Here is a 22,405-nt window from a genome sequence, read left to right as displayed (position 1 = left end):
GTATGGATCTGGAGAAGTCGGCCCGAGAGGGCTCCGAGACGCGAGTCGATCTGCGGAAACGGGTGCCCGAACCGTCCGCGCCGCCGGTGCGTGAGGCGGCGCCCGAGGGGTGTCTCGCCGTCGCGATCCGGATTCCCGTGCGGATCGTCGTGCTCGTGCTGGTCGTCCCTGTGCGGATGGTGTGGGACGCGCTCGTCGTGGCCGGGCGGTTCCTGAACGACGTGCTGCTGCGGCCGCTGGGCCGGGCGCTGCTGTGGCTCGGGCGGGCGGTGTTCGTCTGGCCGTTCGTGGGGCTGTGGCGGTATGTCGTCGTGCCGGTGGCGAAGGCGCTCGGGTGGCTCGGGAACGTGCTTCTCGTCGTGCCTCTGGTGTGGCTGTACCGGTACGTGCTGACGCCGGTGGGACACGGGATCGCCTGGGTCGTCACCGGGGTCGCCAGGGGCGTCGGGGCCGCGTTCGGCTGGGTGTACTCGTACCTGTTCACGCCGGTCGGGCGGGCCGTGATGTGGGTGCTGAAGGGGCTCGGCGCCGTACTGGCCGGGATCGGGTTCGGCGTGTACACGCTCGTGGCGTGGCTCGCCCGGTATCTGGTCGTCGTACCGGCCGTGTGGCTGTACACGTGGGTTCTCGCGCCCGTCGGGCGGGCGGTCGTCTGGTGCGGCAAGGGGCTGGCATGGCTGGTGAGCATGGTGGTCACCGGTATCGGGACGGCCCTCTACTGGATCGCCCGGATCCTGCTCGTCCTGCCCGCCCTCGCCCTCTGGCGCTGGGTTCTCGCCCCGGTCGGGCGGCTCCTCGCGGTCATCGGGCGGGAGGTCCTGGACGCCCTCGGGCACGCGTGGCGGATCGCCGGGCGCATCTCGCTCGCCGTCGGGCGGTTCCTCGCGACGCTCTTCCGGTGGATCTTCGTCGAGCCGGTGCGGTGGGTGTACCGGAGCGTGCTGACGCCCGTCGGGCACGTCGTGCGGGACGCCGTCCTGCGGCCCGCCGCCGAGGCCGCCCGCAGTGTGGGACGGGCCACGCGGCAGGCGCTGGCCGCCGCCCGGGACTCCGTGCGGCAGGCGCGCGCCGACGTCCGGCGGATGCTCTTCGGCGCGCCGGCGCAGCCGCAGCCGGTCGACCTCGGGGAACCTTCGGGCCGCGAGGCACGTACTCTTGGTAGCAGTACGACCGCTCTCACGAAGGACTGAACGACACTGGGCAAGCGACAGCCCGAAGGCCCGCCGCCCGCACCCGCGGTGCAGCGCATCCGACTGCGCTACACCAAGCGCGGCCGCCTCCGGTTCACCAGCCACCGTGACTTCCAGCGCGCCTTCGAGCGTGCGTTGCGCCGTGCCGAGGTGCCGATGGCCTACTCGGCGGGCTTCACTCCGCACCCGAAGGTGTCGTACGCCAATGCCGCACCCACCGGCACGGGCAGTGAGGCGGAGTACCTGGAGATCGCGCTCACCGAGGCGCGCGACCCTGAGCAGCTCAGGATCCTTCTCGACGAGTCGATGCCCGCCGGGCTCGACATCATCGAGGCGGTCGAGGCCCGCACTCCGGGCCTCGCCGACCGGCTGACGGCTTCGGTGTGGGAGCTGCGGCTGGACGGCGTGTCGCAGGAGGAGGCCCGCCGAGCGGCGGACGCCTTCAACGCGGCCGAGACCGTAGAGGTCCAGCGCCTCGCGAAGAACGGGGTGCGCACCTTCGATGCTCGCTCCGCCGTCGTGAGCCTGGAGATCCGCGACCTCACAGAAACACAGAGTTCGCAGGCTGATAGGCCGACCGACCAGCCCTGTGCGATACTGCGGCTGGTTGTTCGGCACGTGACGCCTGCCGTACGACCCGACGACGTCCTGTCCGGTCTCCGCGCCGTGGCCGACCTGGCGCCGCCGGTCCCCGCAGCGGTGACCAGGCTGGCGCAGGGGCTGTTCGATGAAGAGACCGGCACGGTGACCGACCCGCTCGCGCCCGACCGCGAGGCAGCGGAGGCCCACTCAACGGCCGAACCGCCTGCCGCCGCGACGGCGCCGGCGTAGGTTCCGCGTAGGGACGGACGTCGTAAGCGCCGCCCTGGGACTCGGGAGCCACCTGGGTCGGGCAGCGCACCGACCAGAAGACTTTCGCCAGGCCGTACGCATTCGGCGTACGGAACCGGCGAGACAGGACACAGAGAGCTCCCGAGCGGCGCCCGCGCCCCGGACGGCGGCGACGCGCACAGCGCGAGCCGCGGACGTCACCGGCACAGCCGGACCAGGTGCGGCGCCCGGGAGCCTGACGGGAGAAAAGCCCGCATGCTCGGACCGACCGAACCCACAGAGTCCGCCACGGACTCCGAACACAACACTCCCAGCGACACCCTGCCGCCCCGCCGGCGGCGCCGTGCCGCGTCCCGCCCGGCGGGTCCGCCCGTCGGCGCCTCCTCCGATGCTCCGGTGGAGACCGTCACGCCGGCCATACCGGCCGCGGAGCCCGACGACCTCGCGGCTGACGCGGTGGAGGCCGACGAGGCCGAAGAGACCGCCGCGGCGGCGCAGGAGATCTCCGAGGCCGCCGAGAGCGCAGAGGAGGCCGCGCCTGCCGCTCCGAAGCGGCGCCGCGTGGTTCGCCGTGCTGCCGCGCCCGCCGGGGCTCCGGCGTCCGCGGAGACCGCCGAGACCGTAGTGCCGGTGACCGCCGCTTCCGAGGCGTCGGAGCAGGCCGGGGCCTCCGCCCCCGCCGCGTCCGCCGAGGTGCCCGAGGACGCCGCTCCCCGGCGCACCCGGCGTCGTGCGACGCGCACGGTGACGTCGCCCTCCGCGGCTCCGGCTGAGGCGGTGGAGACGGCGTCGGCGCCGGCTGCCGCCGCACAGACCGAGCCGAGCGCCCCCGTGTCCGCCACGACCGGTGACGACGGCGCCGAGACCGCGGAGGCCGCCGAGGAGGCTGCCCCGCGCCGGACACGGCGGCGTGCCACACGACGGGTGACCGCGCCCACCGCGGCGCCTGCCGCCGCGGATGCGGCGGAAGAAACCGCCGACGCGGGCCGGTCCGGCTCCGTCGCCACCACCGACGAGCCCGCCGAGGCCGTCGCTGCCGCGTCTGGTGGGCCCGCCGAGGCCCCCGCCGGCTCGCCCGCCGAGGAGGCGAAGGCACCTGTGACCGATTCCCCTGCCGCTGAGTCCGACGGAGCCTCCGAGGCCTCCGCCCAGGCTTCCGAGCCCGCCGAGGATGCCGCTCCGCGGCGCCGCCGCCGGGTCGTCCGCCGGGCGGCCAGTGGTTTCGCCGAGCCCGCACAGCCCTCGCGGGGCTCCCGTGCCGCCAAGTCCGAGCGGGCCGCCGACACGGCCGCCGGTGAGGACGAGACGTCGGCGCGGCCCGCGCGGCCCGCTGTCGCCCTGTTCCAGGCGCCCGTGTTCACCGAGCCCCAGTTCCAGACGCCGGAGCGGGCCGCTGCCGCAGCCGCTGCCGAGGCGGCCGGGGCCGAGGAGCCCGAGGAGCCCGAGGAGGCGGAGGAGTCCGCGCCGGCCGAGGTGCGCGAGGAGCAGCCCGGCGGGTCGCGCCGCCGGCGTCGTCGCCGGGGTTCCGCGGACGAGCCCGAGGCCCAGGCCACCGTGGCCCCCGCCGCCGAGAGTGCCGCCGACGAGAGCGCCGTCGACGAGGCGGAGGAGCCCGAGGATTCCGCCGAGGGCGAGGACCAGGACGACTCCGAGGGGCCCGGCTCGCGCCGGCGTCGTCGCCGGGGCGGCCGCCGCCGTCGGCGTGGTGAGTCCGCCGACACCGACGGCGAGGGCGGCGAGGACACGGACGCCGAGGCCGACCAGGTCGCCGCCGCACAGGCCGCGCAGGACGCCGAGGACACCGCGGAGCAGACCGAGGAGGACCAGGACGAGTCCGACGAGGCCGCCGACCGTGACGAGTCGGCCGGTGGGGGCGGCTCCACCAGCAGCCGCCGTCGCCGTCGCCGCCGTCGCCGGGCCGGTGACACCGCGCCCGACGCCGAGCCCACCGAGGACGACCCGGAGCGCACGGTCGTCAAGGTCCGTGAGCCCCGCCCCAAGGCCGAACCGTCCGACGAGGTGCAGTCCATCAAGGGCTCGACCCGTCTGGAGGCCAAGAAGCAGCGCCGCCGGGAGGGCCGCGAGCAGGGCCGCCGGCGCGTCCCGATCATCACCGAGGCCGAGTTCCTGGCCCGGCGCGAGGCCGTCGACCGCGTGATGGTCGTCCGGCAGCACGGCGACCGTACGCAGATCGGCGTCCTGGAGGACGGCGTGCTCGTCGAGCACTACGTCAACAAGGAGCAGTCGACCTCGTACGTCGGCAACGTCTACCTCGGCAAGGTGCAGAACGTGCTGCCGTCGATGGAGGCCGCCTTCATCGACATCGGCAAGGGGCGCAACGCGGTGCTGTACGCCGGTGAGGTCAACTTCGAGGCGCTCGGCATGGCCAACGGGCCGCGGCGCATCGAGTCCGCCCTGAAGTCCGGGCAGTCCGTGCTCGTCCAGGTGACGAAGGACCCCATCGGGCACAAGGGCGCCCGTCTGACCAGCCAGGTCTCCCTCCCCGGGCGCTACCTCGTGTACGTGCCCGAGGGCTCCATGACCGGCATCAGCCGCAAGCTGCCCGACACCGAGCGGGCCCGGCTGAAGACGATCCTCAAGAAGATCGTCCCCGAGGACGCGGGCGTCATCGTGCGCACCGCCGCCGAGGGCGCGAGCGAGGACGAGCTGCGCCGGGACGTCGAGCGGCTCCAGGGGCAGTGGGAGGACATCCAGAAGAAGGCCAAGAACGGCAACGCGCCGACACTGCTGTACGGCGAGCCGGACATGACCGTCCGGGTCGTGCGCGACATCTTCAACGAGGACTTCTCCAAGGTCGTCGTCAGCGGCGACGAGGCGTGGTCGACCATCCACGGGTACGTCTCGCACGTCGCGCCGGACCTCGCCGAGCGCCTGTCGAAGTGGACCTCCGAGGTCGACGTCTTCGCCACGTACCGGATCGACGAGCAGCTCGCCAAGGCGCTGGACCGCAAGGTGTGGCTGCCCAGCGGCGGCTCGCTGGTGATCGACCGGACCGAGGCGATGGTCGTCGTCGACGTCAACACCGGCAAGTTCACCGGCCAGGGCGGCAACCTCGAGGAGACCGTCACCAGGAACAACCTGGAGGCGGCCGAGGAGATCGTGCGTCAGCTGCGGCTGCGCGACCTCGGCGGCATCATCGTCATCGACTTCATCGACATGGTGCTGGAGTCCAACCGGGACCTGGTGCTGCGGCGCCTGCTCGAATGCCTGGGCCGGGACCGTACGAAGCACCAGGTGGCCGAGGTGACCTCGCTGGGGCTCGTGCAGATGACCCGCAAGCGGGTCGGGCAGGGGCTCCTGGAGTCCTTCTCCGAGACCTGCGTCCACTGCAACGGGCGCGGTGTCATCGTGCACATGGAGCAGCCGACCACCTCCGGCGGAGGCGGCGGCAAGCGCAAGAAGCGCGCGCGTGCCGGTGCCGCCGATCAGCCGCACGTGCACGAGGCGGCCGTCGAGACCGTCGAGGAGGAGGCCGAGACCGAGGCCGAGGTCGGTGCCGAGATCGCCGAGCCGATCGCGCTGCCCGAGCCGGTCTTCGAGCCCGACGAGGAGCTGTACAGCAGCGCCGCCGAGGCGGAGGCCGCGGCCGGCCGCGGCCGGCCGCGACGCCGGGCGAGCCGGCGGGCGTCGGCTCCGGCGGGTGCGCCGCGCGGTGAGACGGCGGAGCCGCAGGTCAGGCAGGGCGGGAAGGCCGAGCAGGCCGCGGCCGAGGTGCCGACGGCTCAGGACGTGACCGCCGCCGAGGAGGTCGCCCGTCCGGTGCAGCCGGAGCCGGCCGCCGAGGCGCACGCCGAGCCGGTGGCCGTCGAGGACCCGGTCGTCGAGGCCCCGGCCGTCGAGGAGGCCGCGCCCAAGGGCCGTGGCCGTCGGCGGGCGACGCGCAAGGTGTCCGCGCCGGCCGGTTCTCCGGCGGGGGCGGAGGCGACCGTGGTGACGGTGTCCGAGACCGCGCCCGCCACGCCCGAGGCCGCTGAGACGCCCGAGCAGGCCGAACAGCCCGCGGCGGCTGCCGAGGCGCCCGCCGAGAGCGCCGCCCCGGCCCGTCCCCGGCGCCGTGCCGTGCGCAAGCCCACCGTGTCCACGGCGTCCGAGGAGGCGGCCGTCGTGGTCGTCCCGTCGGCCGCCGCGGAGGAGCGGACGGAGCAGGCGGAAGCCGGTGCCCCGGCCGACGAGTCGGGCGAGGCCGCCGAGGAGTCGGCCCCGGCCAAGAAGACGGCCCGCAAGACGGCCAAGAAGGCCACGGCGAAGAAGGCCGCCACCAAGAAGACCGCGGCGAAGAAGACCGCGGCCAAGAAGACGACGGCGAAGAAGGCGGCGAAGACCACCAAGACCGCCGCCAAGAAGACCACGTCGAAGAAGACCGTCGCGGCGGAGCAGTCCCGCTCCTCCGTCTCGGCCTCCACCGACGAGGACTGACCCGCCTCGACGTCCGCCGGGGCGTGCGCGACACGCGCGCACGCCCCGGCGGACGCGACCGGCGTGACCGGTCGCACAGGCGGCGGGCCCGGCTCGGTTTGACCCCCTCGGCCGCAGCCCCGTAACCTTGACCGTCGGCGTGTCGAATGACGCGTCACATCCCCGTAAACCTCATCCTCCGGGCGCCGGGCGCCCAGGAGAGGCCGCTCGCTGTGTCGGGCGGCTGGCCTGCGGGGGTGCCGTTTCCCGAGCGAGAGAGTGAGTCCGCGTGTACGCCATCGTGCGCAGCGGTGGCCGCCAGCACAAGGTTGCTGTCGGTGACATCGTTGAGGTTGACAAGATTTCCACTGCCAAGGTTGGCGACACGGTCGAGCTCTCGACCCTGCTCGTTGTCGACGGCGACGCCGTGACCAGCGACCCGTGGGTGCTGGCCGGCATCAAGGTCCAGGCCGAGGTCGTGGACCACCACAAGGGCCAGAAGATCGACATTCTGCGCTACAAGAACAAGACCGGTTACCGCCGTCGTCAGGGCCACCGCCAGCAGTACACGGCGATCAAGGTCACTGAGATCCCCGCGGCTGCGAAGTAAGGGACTGAGGAGAGATGGCACACAAGAAGGGCGCATCGTCCACCCGTAACGGTCGTGACTCCAACGCTCAGCGCCTCGGCGTGAAGCGCTTCGGCGGTCAGGTCGTCAACGCGGGTGAGATCCTGGTCCGTCAGCGCGGCACCCACTTCCACCCGGGCGCCGGCGTCGGCCGTGGCGGCGACGACACGCTGTTCGCGCTGCAGGCCGGTTCGGTGCAGTTCGGCACCCACCGTGGCCGCAAGGTCGTGAACATCGTTCCGGTCGCCTGACCGGAAGCTTTCGCGAGGCGGACCTCACTTCCCTCACGGGAAGCGGGTCCGCCTTTCGCGTGTTACGCAGAGAACAACCCCGTACAACCCGCACACAACGGCCGTACATCACTGGAGGCACACACCATGACCACCTTCGTGGACCGCGTCGAGCTGCATGTCGCCGCGGGTAACGGAGGTCACGGCTGTGCCTCCGTTCACCGTGAGAAGTTCAAGCCGCTCGGCGGACCCGACGGCGGCAACGGCGGGCGCGGCGGGGACGTGATCCTCACCGTCGACCAGTCCGTCACCACGCTCCTCGACTACCACCACTCCCCGCACCGCAAGGCCACCAACGGCAGGCCCGGTGAGGGCGGCAACCGCTCCGGCAAGGACGGGCAGGACCTCGTCCTGCCGGTGCCGGACGGCACGGTGGTGCTCGACAAGGCGGGCAACGTCCTCGCCGACCTGGTCGGGCACGGCACGTCGTTCGTCGCCGCGCAGGGCGGCCGGGGCGGGCTCGGCAACGCGGCGCTGGCGTCCGCGCGGCGCAAGGCGCCCGGGTTCGCGCTGCTCGGCGAGCCGGGCGACGTGCGGGAAGTCGTCCTGGAGCTGAAGACGGTCGCCGACGTGGCGCTCGTCGGGTATCCGAGCGCCGGCAAGTCGTCCCTGATCTCGGTGCTGAGCGCCGCCAAGCCGAAGATCGCCGACTACCCGTTCACCACGCTCGTGCCGAACCTCGGTGTCGTCACAGCCGGCTCGACCGTGTACACGATCGCCGACGTGCCCGGGCTGATCCCGGGAGCCAGTCAGGGCAAGGGCCTGGGCCTGGAGTTCCTGCGGCACGTGGAGCGGTGCAGTGTGCTCGTGCACGTCCTGGACACCGCCACGCTGGAGTCGGAACGCGACCCGGTCTCCGACCTCGACGTCATCGAGGAGGAGCTGCGGCAGTACGGCGGGCTGGACAACCGTCCGCGGGTCGTCGTCCTGAACAAGATCGACGTACCGGACGGCAAGGACCTCGCCGAGATGGTGCGGCCCGACCTGGAGGCACGCGGGTACCGCGTGTTCGAGGTGTCGGCCGTGGCGCACACGGGGCTGAAGGAGCTGTCGTACGCGCTCGCGGAGTTCGTGGGGCAGGCGCGGGCGGCGAAGCCGAAGGCAGAGGCCACGCGGATCGTGATCCGGCCGAAGGCCGTCGACGACACCGGCTTCACGGTGACGCGCGAGGCCGACGGGCTGTTCCGGGTGCGCGGGGAGAAGCCCGAGCGCTGGGTGCGGCAGACCGATTTCAACAACGACGAGGCGGTCGGCTACCTCGCGGACCGGCTCAACCGGCTCGGGGTCGAAGAGGAACTGATGAAGGCCGGTGCCCGGAGCGGCGACGGTGTCGCCATCGGTCCCGAGGAGAACGCCGTGGTCTTCGACTGGGAGCCGTCCGTCATGGCCGGGGCCGAGATGCTCGGCCGACGCGGTGAGGACCACCGGCTGGACGAGTCGCGGCCGGCCGCGCAGCGCCGCAGGGACCGGCAGGCCGAGCGGGACGACGCGCAGCAGGAGTTCGACGACTTCGAGCCGTTCTGATCGGTTCCGCGTTAACGAAGAGCAAACAGGCGACGGACTTCAGGGCAACCAAGTCGTTCCTCGGTGAGTCGTAGTGGGCGGTGCGGAGAGGATCTTGTTCCTCTCCGCACGGCAACAGCCCAGCGGATCACCGGAGTTCACGTGCCCCAGTCCATGAGCAAGCGCAGGATCGGCCGATCGGCCGGCGTGGCGGCGGCCATCGCGGTCGCCGCGGCCGTCATCGCCCCGGTGGCCGCGCACGCCGCCCCCGCCGCGCCCTCCACCGCGGCGAAGCTCCACGACGACTTCAACGGCGACGGCTACGCCGACCTCGCCGTGGCCGCCCCGACCGCGACCGTCGGCGGCAAGAAGGGCGCCGGATACGCCGCCGTGGTCTACGGTTCGAAGAACGGGCTGGACACGACGAAGAGGCAGGTGTTCAGCCAGAGTACGGCCGGCGTGCCCGGCAGCCCCGAGACGGACGACGCGTTCGGCAGCGCGCTCACCACCGCCGACGTCGACCGCGACGGGTACGCGGACCTGGTGGTCGGCGTGGGCGGCGAGGACACGGCCGACGGCGGCGAGGAGTCCGGGCTGGTCGAGGTCCTGTGGGGCGGTGCGAAGGGCCTGTCCGGTGGGGCGGTCCTGGCCACCGGGAAGTCCTACGACTGGCTCGGCCGCCAGGGGCGCCTGACCGTCGGGGACGTCAACGGCGACGGTGCCGAGGACCTGGTGACCGTGGAGAACCAGATCAATCTGCGCGTGCTGAAAGGCCCGTTCGCCCGGGACGGCTCCACGGCCCACGGCGAGCAGCTCCTGACGGACGAGTTCGACAGCCGCTACCTCGACCTGGCCACCGGCGACGTCAACGGCGACGGCGTCACGGACGTGGCGGGCACGCAGATCGACGGCGACGAGTTCGACGCCCGCCGGGTCGTGTACTGGCTGGGCACCGGGCAGGGGCTCACGCCGTACATCACCGTGCAGGGCGCCGACGGCTACCGGCTCAAGGGCGGCGAGAACCTCGACATCGGGGACATCGACCGGGACGGCTACGACGACATCGTGGTCGGCCGGGCCGTCGACGGGTACGACAGCGACCTCGACACCCCCGCCGCGAAGGGCGGCCGGGTCACCTGGATCCCGGGCGGCCCGGACGGGCCCGACGGGGTGAAGGCCAAGCACCTCAACCAGGACAGCCCCGGCGTGCCCGGGAGCGCCGAGGCGGGCGACGGCTTCGGGACCGACGTCCAGATCGCCGACGTCAACGGCGACGGACACCCGGACGTGGTGACCGGGCTGCCCGGTGAGAACCTGGGCGGTGTGGCCGACGCGGGAGCCGTCGTCGTCCTGCGCGGCACCGCGCGCGGACTCACCGGCACCGGCGCCCAGGTGGTCACGCAGAACACGCCCGACGTGCCGGGCTCCGCCGAGAAGAACGACGCCTTCGGCAGGGCCGTCCACCTCGCGGACGCCAACCACGACGGCCTGGCCGACCTGGCCGCGGGTGCGCCGGGGGAGAACGGCAACGCCGGGTCCGTGTGGTACTTCAGGTCCGGCCCGGCGACCGTCGTGAGCCCGAACGCCACCACCACGTTCGGCAACACCCTTCTCGGCACGACCGCCACAGGTGCCCGCCTCGGCACCGGATTCGCTTACTGATAACTCGTCAGACCCGCCCCGGCAAAGGCTTGTTCCCGTGCTGGCGGCGGGTCCTCGTCTGTCTGCTTAGTTGTCATGTACGTGAACCCCGACGTTCAGCGGGCGGACCGCCCGCGAGCGTGAAGCTTCCCAGTGTCCAAGTGGCCAGCGAGGTAAGGGAGTCAGCCGATGACCGGAGCAGTATCCCCCGACCGACGCCGCTTTCTGACCGCCGGTGCCGCGGTCCTCGGTGCCGCGGCCTCCGCCCAGCTGTGGCTTCCGGCCACCGCCCACGGGGCCGAGACACCGCTGCCCGACGGCCTGTTCAGCCTCGGCGTCGCCTCCGGGGACCCGCTGCCGGACGGCATCGTGCTGTGGACCCGGCTCGCCCCGGACCCGCTGAACGGCGGCGGAATGCCCGACCGGGTGGTGCCGGTGGAGTGGCAGCTCGCGGAGGATCACCGGTTCAGAAAGCTCGTCCGCCGCGGCACCGCCCAGGCCCGGCCCGAGTACGGGCACAGCGTTCACGTGGACGTACGGGGGCTGCGCCCGGACCGCACGTACTGGTACCGCTTTCGCACCAGCGGGCAGCTCTCGCCCGTCGGCCGCACCCGCACCGCGCCCCACCCCTACAGCTCCGGTGGCTCCCTGCGCATGGCGCTGGCCTCCTGCCAGAACTGGCAGCACGGCTATTTCACACCGTACGCCGACATGCTCGACCAGGACCCGGACGTCGTGGTGTTCGTCGGCGACTACATCTACGAGTCGACGCCGTCGGCGACGGGCGTACGGCGCCATGAGGGGACCGGGGAGCCGTTCAGCCTCACCCAGTACCGCAACCGGTACGCCCAGTACCGCACCGACGCCGACCTCGCGGCGATGCACGCGAACGCGCCCTTCGTGGTGAGCTTCGACGACCACGAGGTGGACAACGACTTCGCCGGTGAGATCCCGCAGGACCCGGACAAGCAGCCGCACGACGCGTTCGTGGCCCGGCTGACCGCGGCCTACCAGGCGTTCTACGAGCACATGCCGGTCCGGGCGACCGCCGTCCCCAACGGCCCGCACATCCGGATGTACCGCCGCCTGGAGTTCGGCCGCCTGGCCCGGCTCAACGTGCTGGACACCCGCCAGTACCGCAGCGACCAGGCCACCAGCCAGGCTGGTGCCCAGGACCCGTCACTGACCATGCTGGGCGCGCGGCAGAAGCAGTGGCTGCTGAACGGGCTGCAGGACTCGCCGGCCCGCTGGAACCTGATCGCCTCCCAGATCATGATGGCCGAGACGGACCTCAAGGTCGGCGAGGGCAAGCTCTGGTTCTACGACGCCTGGGACGGCTACCAGGCCGAACGCAACCGGTTCCTCCAGGAGTTCAAGCAGGTCCGCAACCCCGTCGTGCTCTCCGGCGACCGGCACCTGACGATGATCAGCGACCTCAAGGCGGACTACGCCGACCCGGACTCCGCGGTCGTCGGCGCCGAGTTCGTCGGCACCTCCATCTCCAGCAACGGCGACCAGGACCAGGCGGCCTTCCGCAGGGAGTGGGACCCGCGGCGCCCGGACAACCCGCACTGGAAGCTGCTCGACGCCCACCGCGGCTACCACCTCTTCGACGTCCGCCGCGACGGCATCGACGCGCAGGTGAGGGTGGTCGACACCGTACGGCAGCCGTCGGCGACGCCGAGCACGCTGGCCAAGCTGCGGGTCGAGGCGGGCCGGCCTGGCGTCGAGGTCGTCTGACCCGGCCCCTGACGCGTGCGTGAGCCCGGTACTCCTCGGAGTGCCGGGCTCTTCGTCGTACGAGACCGGGGAGCCGTGTGAGAAGTCCGACCCGGGCTTGCCGCGTATTGCTCTCACCGAGACCGAAATGCTGCGGAATCTTGACCAGGAATTCCGCGGCAATGAACGGCCGGGGGAGCCGTATTCGCGGCCGGGTCCATGAAGAAGGCGTGCAGCCCCACGTCCCGGGACGTGAAGATCCGCACGCCACGGCCGTGGAGCCGCCGCGGCGAGCGGCGGGGCCGGTACGCGGGGCACTGTCAAAGCGCGTACCGTGCACCGGACATCGTCCAAGGAACTCTCGAAGGTCCTCGGTCACCGCCGTCTCACGCGGCTCCGACGTCGCTGAGCATCTGTGGAGTTACTCACAGCGCTTTTCCCGGGGGGTCGCGGCACCGTCTCACCAATCACCAGGAGTGGGAGGTGAATGACAGGTTGCGCGCACATATGCGGCAGAGGTCGCTCACCTTGCACTGCGGTAACCACAAGTGGGACCATTTCCAAGTTCCCTGTCGCCCCAAGGTAGGTCACCTGTGTCCCAGCACATAGCCAAGCCCCGTACCACCGCAGTGATCCTGGCCGGTGGCACCGGTCAGCGCGTGGGTCTGTCGATCCCCAAGCAGCTGCTGAAGATCGCCGGCAAGGCAGTCATCGAGCACACGCTGACCACTTTCGAGAACGCCGACTCGATCGACGACATCATCGTGCTGATGGCGCCGGGCTATGTGCCCGATATCGAGAAGATTGTCGCGAAGGCCGGATTCAAGAAGGTCTCGAAGATCATCGAGGGCGGCTCCACGCGGAACGAGACCACCGAGCGCGCCATCTCCGCCCTGGGTGAGGGCCTCGCCGAGGGCGAGGACGTCAACGTCCTCTTCCACGACGCCGTGCGCCCCCTGCTGTCGCAGCGCGTCATCGACGACTGTGTCACCGCGCTGGAGCGCTACCAGGCCGTCGACGTGGCCATCCCCTCCGCCGACACCATCATCGTCACGCGCACGCACGGCGAGGACGGCGAGTTCATCACCGAGATCCCGGACCGCTCCCGGCTGCGCCGCGGCCAGACGCCGCAGGCCTTCAAGCTGTCCACGATCAAGCGGGCCTACGAGGTCGCCGCCGGCGACCCCAACTTCCAGGCCACCGACGACTGCTCCGTCGTGCTCAAGTACCTGCCGGACGTGCCGATCCACGTCGTCGCGGGTGACGAGTACAACATGAAGGTCACCCAGCCCGTCGACGTCTTCATCGCCGACAAGCTCTTCCAGCTCGCCTCCACGGCCACGCCCGAGCAGGTCTCCGAGGAGGCCTACCGCGAGCTGCTGACCGGCAAGACGGTCGTCGTCTTCGGCGGCTCCTACGGCATCGGCAAGGACATCGCCGAACTCGCCGAGTCCTACGGCGCCACGGTCTACGCGCTGGGCCGCTCCACCACCGGCACCCACGTGGAGAACCCGGAGGAGGTCGACGACGCGCTGTCCAAGGCGTACGCCGAGACCGGCCGCATCGACTACGTGGTGAACACCGCGGGCGTGCTGCGCATCGGCAAGCTCGCCGAGACCGACAACGCCACCATCGAGGAGGCGCTGAAGGTCAACTACCTGGCTCCGGTGCAGATCGCCCGTTCGTCGTACAAGTACCTGTCCGAGACCAAGGGCCAGCTGCTGCTGTACACCTCCAGCAGCTACACCCGCGGCCGCGCCGAGTACAGCCTCTACTCCTCGACCAAGGCCGCGATGGTGAACCTCACCCAGGCCCTGTCCGACGAGTGGGCCGGCGACGGCGTCCGCGTCAACTGCATCAACCCCGAGCGCACCGCCACCCCGATGCGCACCAAGGCTTTCGGTCAGGAGCCGGCCGGCTCGCTGCTGTCCTCCGAGGCCGTGGCGCGCACCTCGCTCGACGTGCTGCTGTCCGAGATGACCGGCCACGTCATCGACGTCCGCCAGCAGGACCCGACCGCCGGCGCGGCCCGCGCCTCCGGCTTCGAGCAGGCCCTTGCCTCGGTGCTGGACCGGCAGGACGGCGTGTAATAATTGACGCCAAATAGACTTCAGTAATTCAGGCCTCTGCGCCCTCCTGTTAACGGGGTTCGTCAACAGGAGAGTTCGCAGGGGCCTGAATCATCCAGCCCCGCGAATATTCACAGACCAGCCGCATTCTCGAAACAAGACCGGCACACCCCTCCCAAGAGCAGGTTTCTCCGTGATATCCACCGCTATTCGCGTCGCCCGGGTGGGCAGCGCGGCCGAGCTGGCCGCGGCGGTCCTCATGGTGGCGGGCTTCCCCGCCCTCATGCTGGCCGCGCTCGTCCCGAGCGTTCCCGCCTTCGCGGCAGCGGCCGCCGTGACGTACCTGGCGGACCACTATCTGCACCGCAAGGGCAGCTACCTGATCAACCGCCTCGGCAAGGTCCGGGCCGGCCTGTCGATCCGCTTCCTGATCCGGGAGCTGCTGCTCGTCCTGCTGCTGGCCCGGCTGTCCCTCGCGGACAACCTGATCTACTACGGGGCCATCGCCTGCTTCATCGCCTTCTACGGTCTCCAGGCCCCGCACGGCGCGCTGGTCCAGCTGATCCGCAACCGCCGCCGCATGCCGGTCGCCACCCGCAACGTGGACCTGAAGTCCCGCATCCGCATCCCGGACGCCCCGCCGCGCCGGCTGCTCCACCGCTCCGCCGAGAAGATGCTGCACCTCGACCTCTTCGCGGTCGGCGGCATCCTGCTCGCCGCGCAGGTGAAGTCGGCCCTCGTCGGCTTCGTCGGCATCGCCATCACGGTGGCCGTCGCCTGCCTGTACGTCCTGGCGCTCATGCCGTACGTGCGCGGCCGGAAGACCCCGCCGAACGCCGAGAAGGCGCTGGCCGCCGTCGACGACTGGCTGCGCGAGTACAAGCCGGAGACGGTCCTGTACTTCTCCGGTTCGAAGGACTCCGCGTACCAGGTCAACATGTGGCTGGACACCATGGAGAAGCTGGACTCCAGGCCGCTGATCATCCTGCGTGAGCGGGCCATCCTGAACAACCTGGCGCCGACCACGGTCCCCGTCATCTGCGTGCCCGGAGGGGTGCACCTGATGAACATGGACCTGTCCACGGTGCGGGTCGCGCTCTACGCGGCGAACGTCGGCAAGAACATCCACCTGCTGCGCGTGCCCACCATGAAGCACGTCTTCATCGGTCACGGCGACAGCGACAAGCTCGCCAGCGTCAACCCGTTCAGCAAGGTCTACGACGAGGTGTGGACGGCCGGCCGCGCGGGCCGCGACCGCTACGCCATCGCCGACGTCGGTGTCCGCGACGACGACATCGTCGAGGTCGGCCGCCCGCAGCTCGCCCCGATCCAGACCTGGCAGGGCGTGCCCGAGGGTCCCCGCGGCGGAGCCGCTGATGGACACTGCCCGACGGTCCTGTACGCCCCCACCTGGGAGGGCTGGGACGACAACCCCGGCAACACCTCGATCCTGCTGGCCGGCGAGAACATCGTGCGCAGGCTGATCACGGCCGACCCGCCGGTGCGTGTCCTGTACAAGCCGCACCCCTTCACCGGCACGCGCAGCAAGGAGGCCAAGGCCGCCCACCAGCGCATCACGGCCCTGGTCCAGAAGGCCGCCGCCGAGCGCGCCGCCGACGCGCGCTTCGTCACCGACAGCGCCGCCCAGGCGCGGGCCAAGACCGAGCTGGCCCGGATCGAGGCCCGGATCGCCCAGCTGGTCGGCGCCGGTGGCGACAAGGGCCGCGACGAGGCCGAGGCCACCCGTGACGGGCAGGCCGACGTCGCCCGGCACGAAGAGGTCGCCCGGCTGCGCACCGAGTGGAACGACGCCTACTGGCGCTCCTTCCCCACCTGGGAGCACCGCGTCATCACCGGCGCCATGCCGCGGCTGTACGACTGCTTCAACGTCTCCGACGCGATGGTCTCCGACATCTCCAGCGTGGTCTCCGACTTCATCGCGAGCGGCAAGCCGTACGCGGTCACGGACTCCGCGGAGCTGGGTGCCGAGGAGTTCAAGCGGAACAACACGGCGGTGCGTGCCGCGGTGATCCTGTCCAACAGCGCGGACGAGCTGGGCGAGCTGCTCGCCGCGGTGCGCGACCCGGCCGCCGATCCGCTGGCCGGGGACCGCAAGGAGCTCAAGCAGTACCTGCTGGGCCCGGACGAGCCGGCCTCCATCGACCAGTTCAACACCGCCGTCGCGAACCTCGCGCTCAAGGCCGAGACGCGCAACGTCGGCCAGGAGTCACGGATCGCGGCCGTCACCGCCGAGACGGAACTGGCGAACGCCGTGCCCGGGCAGCGGGTGTCCTCCGCCGGTGACACGGACGGTGTCGGCACGGGCTGAACCGCCGCCGCCCGCTTCGGAGTTCGGCCCCCGAGGAACATTCCTCGGGGGCCGAACTCTTTCTCGTTCCCGCTTCCTGTCGGTTCACCATGTGACGTGACTCACTGATACAGGTGATCGAGGCAACCGCTTGCCTCGATCACTCGTCTACCAAGTAGCGAATGAGGAGATACGGGGGGAATATCCCATTGACTAGGGGGAAACGTGTCCGTGGCGCAGCCTGATGTGAGTGTGATCATCGGTGCGTACGAAGCGATGCCGTACCTGATCGAGTGCCTCTCGTCCGTCGAGGCGCAGACCATCGATCCGGAGCGCATCGAGGTCATCGCGGTGGACGACGGATCGACGGACGGCACGGGAGAGTACCTGGAGGAGTTCGCCGAGCGCGCTCCCATGCACGTCCTGGTGATCCGGCAGGAGAACTCCGGCGGCCCGAGCGGCCCGCGCAACGTCGGTCTGGGCAAGGCGACCGGGCGTTACGTCTTCTTCCTCGACGCCGACGACCGGCTGGGCCCCGAGGCCCTGGAACGGATGGTCGACATGGCCGACCGAGCCGGCACGGACGTCGTCCTCGGCAAGGTCGAGGGCGTCAACCGCTCGGCACCGAAGTCCATGTGGGGCAAGACGGTGGAGCGCACGGACGTCTTCTCGTCCAACATCAAGTTCACGCTCAGCGCGCAGAAACTGTTCCGCCGCGCGCTGCTCGACCGGCACGGCATGCGGTTCGACGAGTCGCTGTTCACCGGTGAGGACGCGCTGTTCACGATGGAGGCGTACCTGCGGGCGGACGGCGTCTCCGTGGTCGCCGACCACACCTGCTACTACCTGGTCGGCCGTGACGACGGCAAGCACGTGACGAAGAGCGGCAGTTACACGCTGCGCTTCGACTCCGCGCGGGCGCTGATGAACCTGATCGCCGAACTCGTCCCCGCGGGCGGCCGGCGCGACCAGCTGATGGTCCGGCCCTTCCTCGTCACGCTGCTGCCGCAGTTCGGGCCCAAGTACCTGACGGACAGCGAGGAGATACGCCGGCACAAGTTCGAGCTGGCCAAGCCGCTGATGGACGCGTACTGGACCGAGGGCGTCGCCCAGCGCCTCAAGGTCCACGAGCGGCTGCGGCTGCACCTGGTCGCCGAGCAGCGTCCCGAACTGCTGCTGGACGTCGTGAAGTTCGTCAAGGCCAAGAAGCAGGCGGCGGCGCTCCTGGAGAAGAAGGGCCGCCGCGTCTACCTGGCCTATCCGCACTTCCGCGACCGCGCCGCGGGCATCCCCGACTCGGTGTACCTCGCCGAGCCGCGCGAGGCCCGCGCCTTCCCGGGCTACCGCGAGGGCGGCGTCGACACGTTCGTGCGCCGGGCGGTACGCAAGGCGCGGCGGGTGCTGACATCGCGTGAGGCGCGGTCGGCGGCGTGAACGCGGGCGCGGGGCCGGTGGGTCGATCGCCCACGGCCCCGCGCCTGGTTCGCCGGTCGGTTCGTCCTGCTGTCCGCTAGTGCGGTGCGGCCGTCGGCAGGCCCGCCCCGTCGCTCGCCGGCTTGGTGCGCTGGCCGGGCAGTTCCGCCGTCAGGCGCTCCGCCACCCGGTCCCGGTGGGCCCTGGCCTCCGCGCACAGGGCCCGTACGGCCGCGTTGAAGCGCTCCTGCGACGGTGGTTCGGCCGGGCCCAGCAGGCGCAGCTTCAACGCGGCGCGTGCCTCGGCCAGGTCGTCCTTCTCCGGGTGCCGGACCGTCTCCAGCAGACTCGGCACCCCGGCCGCGTCCGGCGTCAGCACGGTCGCCGCCGCCACCGTCGGGAACGCCGTGCGGAAGGCCTCCTCGGGCAGCGCGCTGGTGTTGGCCACCGCGTACGGCTTCTCGCTCGCCAGGAAGTCGCTGATCACGCTCGACACGTCACTGATCAGCAGGTCGGCCACGTTGAAGCAGGAGTACAGCGCGGGCCGGGCGTCCGTGATGATCTGGTGCTCGCCCTCCGGCAGCGAGGCCCAGTACGCCTCCTCCCAGGCCGCCGTCACCCGTGCCACCGCCTCGGCCCGGCCCGGCTCCGGCGCCGACTGCACACGCATCCGTTCCACCGTGTCCGCCCCGGCCCGGAAGCGGGCCGTGGTGAGCCGGTCCAGCTCCTCGGCGAGCCGGGCCAGTTCGGCGCCGGTCGTGGGGCGACGCGCTCCCGTCCGCTCCCGGTTGGCCGCCCGGATCAGCTCCCGGATGCGCAGATCGGCCGCGCCCGCGCGCGGGTCCACCGACCCCGTCAGCGGATGCGGCTTGTACAGCAGCCGCACGCCCGGGTCCGCGAGCAGCGCCCGCACCAGGTTCTCACCGGCCGCGATCACCGACGTGTTGCCGGGGTTGCCGTCCCAGCCCTCCCAGGTCGGCGCGTACAGGACGGTCGTGAAGGTCTCCGTCGACGGGCCCGCGTACGGCCGCACGGCGTCCAGCTGCGGACGGCCCGTCTCCACCACGTCCTTGTCCTCGACGCCCACCTCGGCCAGCGCGTACCGCTCGCGCGCGGCGGGCCCGGCCACCCACACCTCGTCGTACGCCTTCGCGTACGGGTTGCAGGAGGACAGCTTGTCACTCTCGCCGTGGTTGACGAAGGTGTGCCTGATCGTGGGGATGCGCAGCACCTGGGAGGTCTTGCCGGAGTTCGACGGGTGGATGAGGACCTGGAGCGTGGAGTGTTCCAGCCGCATCAGCGTGGACACCTTCGGCAGGCACACGATCGGGATGTCCGTCGCCGCGATCTTCTGCACCATGAACCGCTCGCGCAGCACGATGACCGGCTTCCCGTCGGCCTGGGCGAGCGGCTCCAGCCACATGTTGGCCTGGTAGGCCGAGGAGGCACCGCCGGAGAAGTACAGGCCCACGGTCGGCCGGTACTCGGCCAGCCACGCGTCGAACCAGTCGAGCACCTCCTGTTCGCCGGCCGGGCGGCGTCCCGGCAGCAGCCGGAAGAGTTGTGCGCCGAGGCCGGTCAGCGCGAGCGCGAGGGAGAGCGTGATGCCCGCGGCCGCGTACACCGGCTCGTCGCCCGGCGCGGCGGCCAGCAGCCCGGCCGTCGCGGGCAGGCCGAACACCAGCAGCCGGTGGCCGGGGCGGCGCAGCAGCACGGACGGGGCCTTGGACAGCCGCAGCGCCGAGGCGTCGATGTTCCGGGTCACCACCGGCAGCGTGCGGGTCCGGCGCACCAGCACGGAGACGGCCTGGACCGCGCAGTGCAGCACGTAGAAGGCGAGCAGTCCGGCCACCAGCGGGGCGTACACCGTCTCCCGGTCCTGCTCGCCGAGCCGCAGCAGACCCACGACCAGCAGCAGGTCCCGCAGGACGTGCCGCACGGTGATGTCCGCGTGCGACTTGGCGAACAGCGACAGCACCTCGCGCTGCCACCGGAACAGGGCACCCTCGGTGGCCAGGGAGACGGTGGTCGCGGCGAGCAGCAGCGGTACGTGGGGCAGTAGCGCCGCGACCGCCTGAGCGGCGAACGCGGCGGCCAGGACGATGGCGACCAGCCCCTTCAGCAGGGCCGGTGGGCGGGGGAGAGGTAGGGGCACTGCGGTCACTCCAGGAGCGTCGGGTCGGCGCAGGTCGGCCGCCCGGGTTAACGCGCGGCGACCTCCGGACGACACGCGCGTGTCGGGGATGGCGTGCGCGGGTGCGCGGCGGGCGAGTTCTGGGACGTGCGCGGTGTCCGCGGGTTGCCCGGTGGGGACCTGCGCGGTCGGCTGCACCGTGTGTGTCCGGGGGCGCCGCACAGTGCGTGTCCGGGACGGCAGGCGAGCCTGTGTCCGGGGAACACTGCCGAGTCCGTGTCCGGCAACGGCACGGAGCCCGTGCCCGGGACGGCATCGTCACATCCCGTGTCCGCGCCCGCGGGAGCGCGGCCGTCGAGCCGTGACGCTCGCCGTACCGTCCGTAGCGTGGACCCGCGCCGTGTCCTGGCCGGACGTCCCGTAGATTTCTCGGTGAGCGACCGAATCGACGCGAGGGGACGGACGGCGACGTGGCAGGGGTAAGGCAGGCCGTGGGCGAGGCCCGCAGGATCGTCGTCAAGGTCGGGTCCTCCTCGCTGACGACCGCGTCGGGCGGCCTGGACGCGGATCGAGTGGACGCGCTCGTCGACGTGCTCGCCAAGGTCCGCAGCGGCGGGGAACGCGAGATCGTCCTGGTCTCCTCCGGCGCCATCGCCGCCGGTCTCGCCCCGCTGGGCCTGCGCCGCCGCCCCAAGGACCTCGCCCGGCAGCAGGCCGCCGCCAGCGTCGGCCAGGGCCTGCTGGTCGCCCGTTACACCGCCTCCTTCGCCCGCTACGGCGTCCGCGTCGGCCAGGTGCTCCTGACCTCCGACGACATGAGCCGCCGCGCCCACCACCGCAACGCCTCCCGCACCCTCGACAAGCTGCTCGCGATGGGCGCCTTCCCGATCGTCAACGAGAACGACACCGTCGCCACGGACGAGATCCGCTTCGGCGACAACGACCGTCTCGCCGCCCTCGTCGCCCACCTCGTCCACGCCGACCTGCTGGTACTGCTGTCCGACGTGGACGGCGTCTACGACGGCGACCCCGGCAAGCCCGGCACCTCCCGCATCGCCGAGGTGCGCGATCCGTCCGACCTCGCGGGCGTCCAGATCGGCAGCGTGGGCAAGGCCGGCGTCGGCACCGGTGGCATGGTCACCAAGGTCGAGGCCGCCCGGATCGCGGCCGCGGCCGGCGTCCCCGTCGTCCTGACCAGCGCCATCCACGCGGCCGACGCCCTGACCGGCCAGGACACCGGCACCTACTTCCACCCCACCGGCAAGCGCTCCGCCGACCGGCTGCTGTGGCTCCAGCACGCCTCCACCCCGCAGGGCGCCCTCACCCTGGACGACGGTGCCGTCGAGGCCGTCGTGGAGCGCCGCAAGTCGCTGCTGCCGGCCGGGATCGCCGCCGTCGAGGGCGAGTTCAGCGCCGGCGACCCGGTCGAGCTGCGGGACGGCACGGGCCGGGCCGTGGCCCGCGGGCTCGTCAGCTTCGACGCCAAGGAGATCCCCCGGCTGCTCGGCCGCTCCACCCGCGAACTGGCTCGCGAACTCGGACCCGCGTACGAACGCGAGGTCGTACACAGGGACGACCTGGTGCTCCTGCACCCGTAATGCGCCGAAACGTCCGCCCCCGGTGGTGGACGTTCCGCAAAACCGCCCCGCGATCTCCTGCGGCCTGCTCAACTTTGTCCCGGGGACATATTCCGCAGCAGTGCCACTGTGCAAAGGAGGCCGTCGTGAGACGAGTGCGCCCTGGGGCCACGGCGTCCCGTGGTGGTGCCGGCTCCCGCGCGGCCGGCGAGGAGCGGGCCCTGACGAGCGTGGCGGCCGGGGACCGGTTCGAGGGCGAGGAACCCGCGGACACCCCGCGCCTGTGGCACGTCACCCTCAGCGTCTCCGGCAAGGAGGCCCCCCTCCCCGAGGTGCGGCGCGCCCTGGAACAGCTCGCCCATGATCACCCCTTCCTCCTGACCAGCCGGTACGCCGTCGACCACGCGGAGATCCGCTACTGGGAGGAGGCCCGCGACCTGCACGACGCGGCCGCCGTCGCCCTGCGCCTGTGGGGCGAGCACCGGCAGACCGCGGGGCTGCCGCCCTGGGAGATCGTCGGCCTGGAGGTCATCGACCGCGCGACCTACCACCAGCGCATCGCCGAGGGATACGGGCTGCCGCCGGCGTCGCCGGTCGGAGTCCATCCCTTTTGATCCGGTCCGGCGGATGTCCCGGGACTGTCTCGGGAAGCGTCTCGGGGTGTGGAACGAGCGGTGAACGGTCTC

14 protein-coding genes are annotated in these 22,405 nt (G+C 71.7%); 13 read left to right on the top strand and 1 reads right to left on the bottom strand.

Annotated elements, in window-relative coordinates; all coding sequences use genetic code 11:
* Positions 1 to 2: 2 nt before the first annotated feature.
* The 11 genes from HDA41_RS13240 (at position 3) to HDA41_RS13190 (ending at position 18,029) form a co-directional block, all read left to right on the top strand.
* The gene (locus HDA41_RS13240) at positions 3 to 1,190 is read left to right on the top strand and encodes a hypothetical protein (protein WP_184983695.1); all 1,188 of its coding nucleotides are present in this window, start codon (positions 3 to 5) and stop codon (positions 1,188 to 1,190) included.
* Positions 1,191 to 1,238: 48 nt separating this feature from the next.
* The gene (locus tag HDA41_RS13235) at positions 1,239 to 2,021 is read left to right on the top strand and encodes a TIGR03936 family radical SAM-associated protein (protein WP_184983694.1); all 783 of its coding nucleotides are present in this window, start codon (positions 1,239 to 1,241) and stop codon (positions 2,019 to 2,021) included.
* A 255-nt stretch (positions 2,022 to 2,276) separates the two neighbouring features.
* The gene (locus HDA41_RS13230; protein ID WP_184983693.1) at positions 2,277 to 6,458 is read left to right on the top strand and encodes an Rne/Rng family ribonuclease; all 4,182 of its coding nucleotides are present in this window, start codon (positions 2,277 to 2,279) and stop codon (positions 6,456 to 6,458) included.
* Between the two features lie 268 nt (positions 6,459 to 6,726).
* Positions 6,727 to 7,047 carry a 50S ribosomal protein L21 gene (gene rplU / locus HDA41_RS13225; RefSeq protein WP_004931419.1) on the top strand — a complete coding sequence of 107 codons (321 nt, stop codon included), beginning with the start codon at positions 6,727 to 6,729 and terminating at the stop codon, positions 7,045 to 7,047.
* Between the two features lie 14 nt (positions 7,048 to 7,061).
* Positions 7,062 to 7,316, top strand: a complete 255-nt coding sequence (rpmA, locus tag HDA41_RS13220; protein ID WP_010041940.1) for a 50S ribosomal protein L27 — start codon at positions 7,062 to 7,064, stop codon at positions 7,314 to 7,316.
* Positions 7,317 to 7,442: 126 nt separating this feature from the next.
* Positions 7,443 to 8,879 (top strand): GTPase ObgE, encoded by a 1,437-nt coding sequence (obgE, locus tag HDA41_RS13215; RefSeq protein ID WP_184983692.1) that lies wholly within the window; start codon positions 7,443 to 7,445, stop codon positions 8,877 to 8,879.
* Between the two features lie 153 nt (positions 8,880 to 9,032).
* Positions 9,033 to 10,520 (top strand): FG-GAP-like repeat-containing protein, encoded by a 1,488-nt coding sequence (locus HDA41_RS13210; RefSeq protein ID WP_184983691.1) that lies wholly within the window; start codon positions 9,033 to 9,035, stop codon positions 10,518 to 10,520.
* Between the two features lie 168 nt (positions 10,521 to 10,688).
* Positions 10,689 to 12,239 (top strand): alkaline phosphatase D family protein, encoded by a 1,551-nt coding sequence (locus HDA41_RS13205; protein WP_184983689.1) that lies wholly within the window; start codon positions 10,689 to 10,691, stop codon positions 12,237 to 12,239.
* 572 nt (positions 12,240 to 12,811) lie between these two features.
* Positions 12,812 to 14,308: a bifunctional cytidylyltransferase/SDR family oxidoreductase gene (locus tag HDA41_RS13200; protein ID WP_184983687.1), complete on the top strand. Its 1,497-nt coding sequence runs from the start codon at positions 12,812 to 12,814 to the stop codon at positions 14,306 to 14,308.
* Positions 14,309 to 14,480: 172 nt separating this feature from the next.
* Positions 14,481 to 16,616, top strand: coding sequence for a CDP-glycerol glycerophosphotransferase family protein (locus HDA41_RS13195; RefSeq protein ID WP_230299373.1), 2,136 nt, complete (start codon positions 14,481 to 14,483; stop codon positions 16,614 to 16,616).
* Positions 16,617 to 16,820: 204 nt separating this feature from the next.
* Complete coding sequence (locus HDA41_RS13190; protein WP_184983685.1) at positions 16,821 to 18,029, top strand: glycosyltransferase family 2 protein; 1,209 nt, start codon at positions 16,821 to 16,823, stop codon at positions 18,027 to 18,029.
* Between the two features lie 76 nt (positions 18,030 to 18,105).
* On the opposite strand, the gene HDA41_RS13185 is transcribed toward HDA41_RS13190, so the two are convergent.
* Positions 18,106 to 20,163: a hypothetical protein gene (locus HDA41_RS13185; RefSeq protein ID WP_184993366.1), complete on the bottom strand. Its 2,058-nt coding sequence runs from the start codon at positions 20,161 to 20,163 to the stop codon at positions 18,106 to 18,108.
* Between the two features lie 470 nt (positions 20,164 to 20,633).
* On the opposite strand from HDA41_RS13185, the gene proB reads away from it, so the two are divergent.
* Both proB and HDA41_RS13175 read left to right on the top strand, forming a co-directional pair.
* Positions 20,634 to 21,740, top strand: coding sequence for a glutamate 5-kinase (gene proB, locus HDA41_RS13180; protein WP_184993362.1), 1,107 nt, complete (start codon positions 20,634 to 20,636; stop codon positions 21,738 to 21,740).
* A 134-nt stretch (positions 21,741 to 21,874) separates the two neighbouring features.
* Positions 21,875 to 22,333, top strand: coding sequence for a DUF8830 family protein (locus tag HDA41_RS13175; protein ID WP_184993364.1), 459 nt, complete (start codon positions 21,875 to 21,877; stop codon positions 22,331 to 22,333).
* Positions 22,334 to 22,405: the final 72 nt, after the last annotated feature.

Source organism: Streptomyces caelestis (assembly GCF_014205255.1).
Classification (GTDB): domain Bacteria; phylum Actinomycetota; class Actinomycetes; order Streptomycetales; family Streptomycetaceae; genus Streptomyces; species Streptomyces caelestis.
The sequence above is the reverse complement of the archived record's forward strand: the minus strand, read 5'-3'. Positions and strand labels throughout refer to the sequence as shown.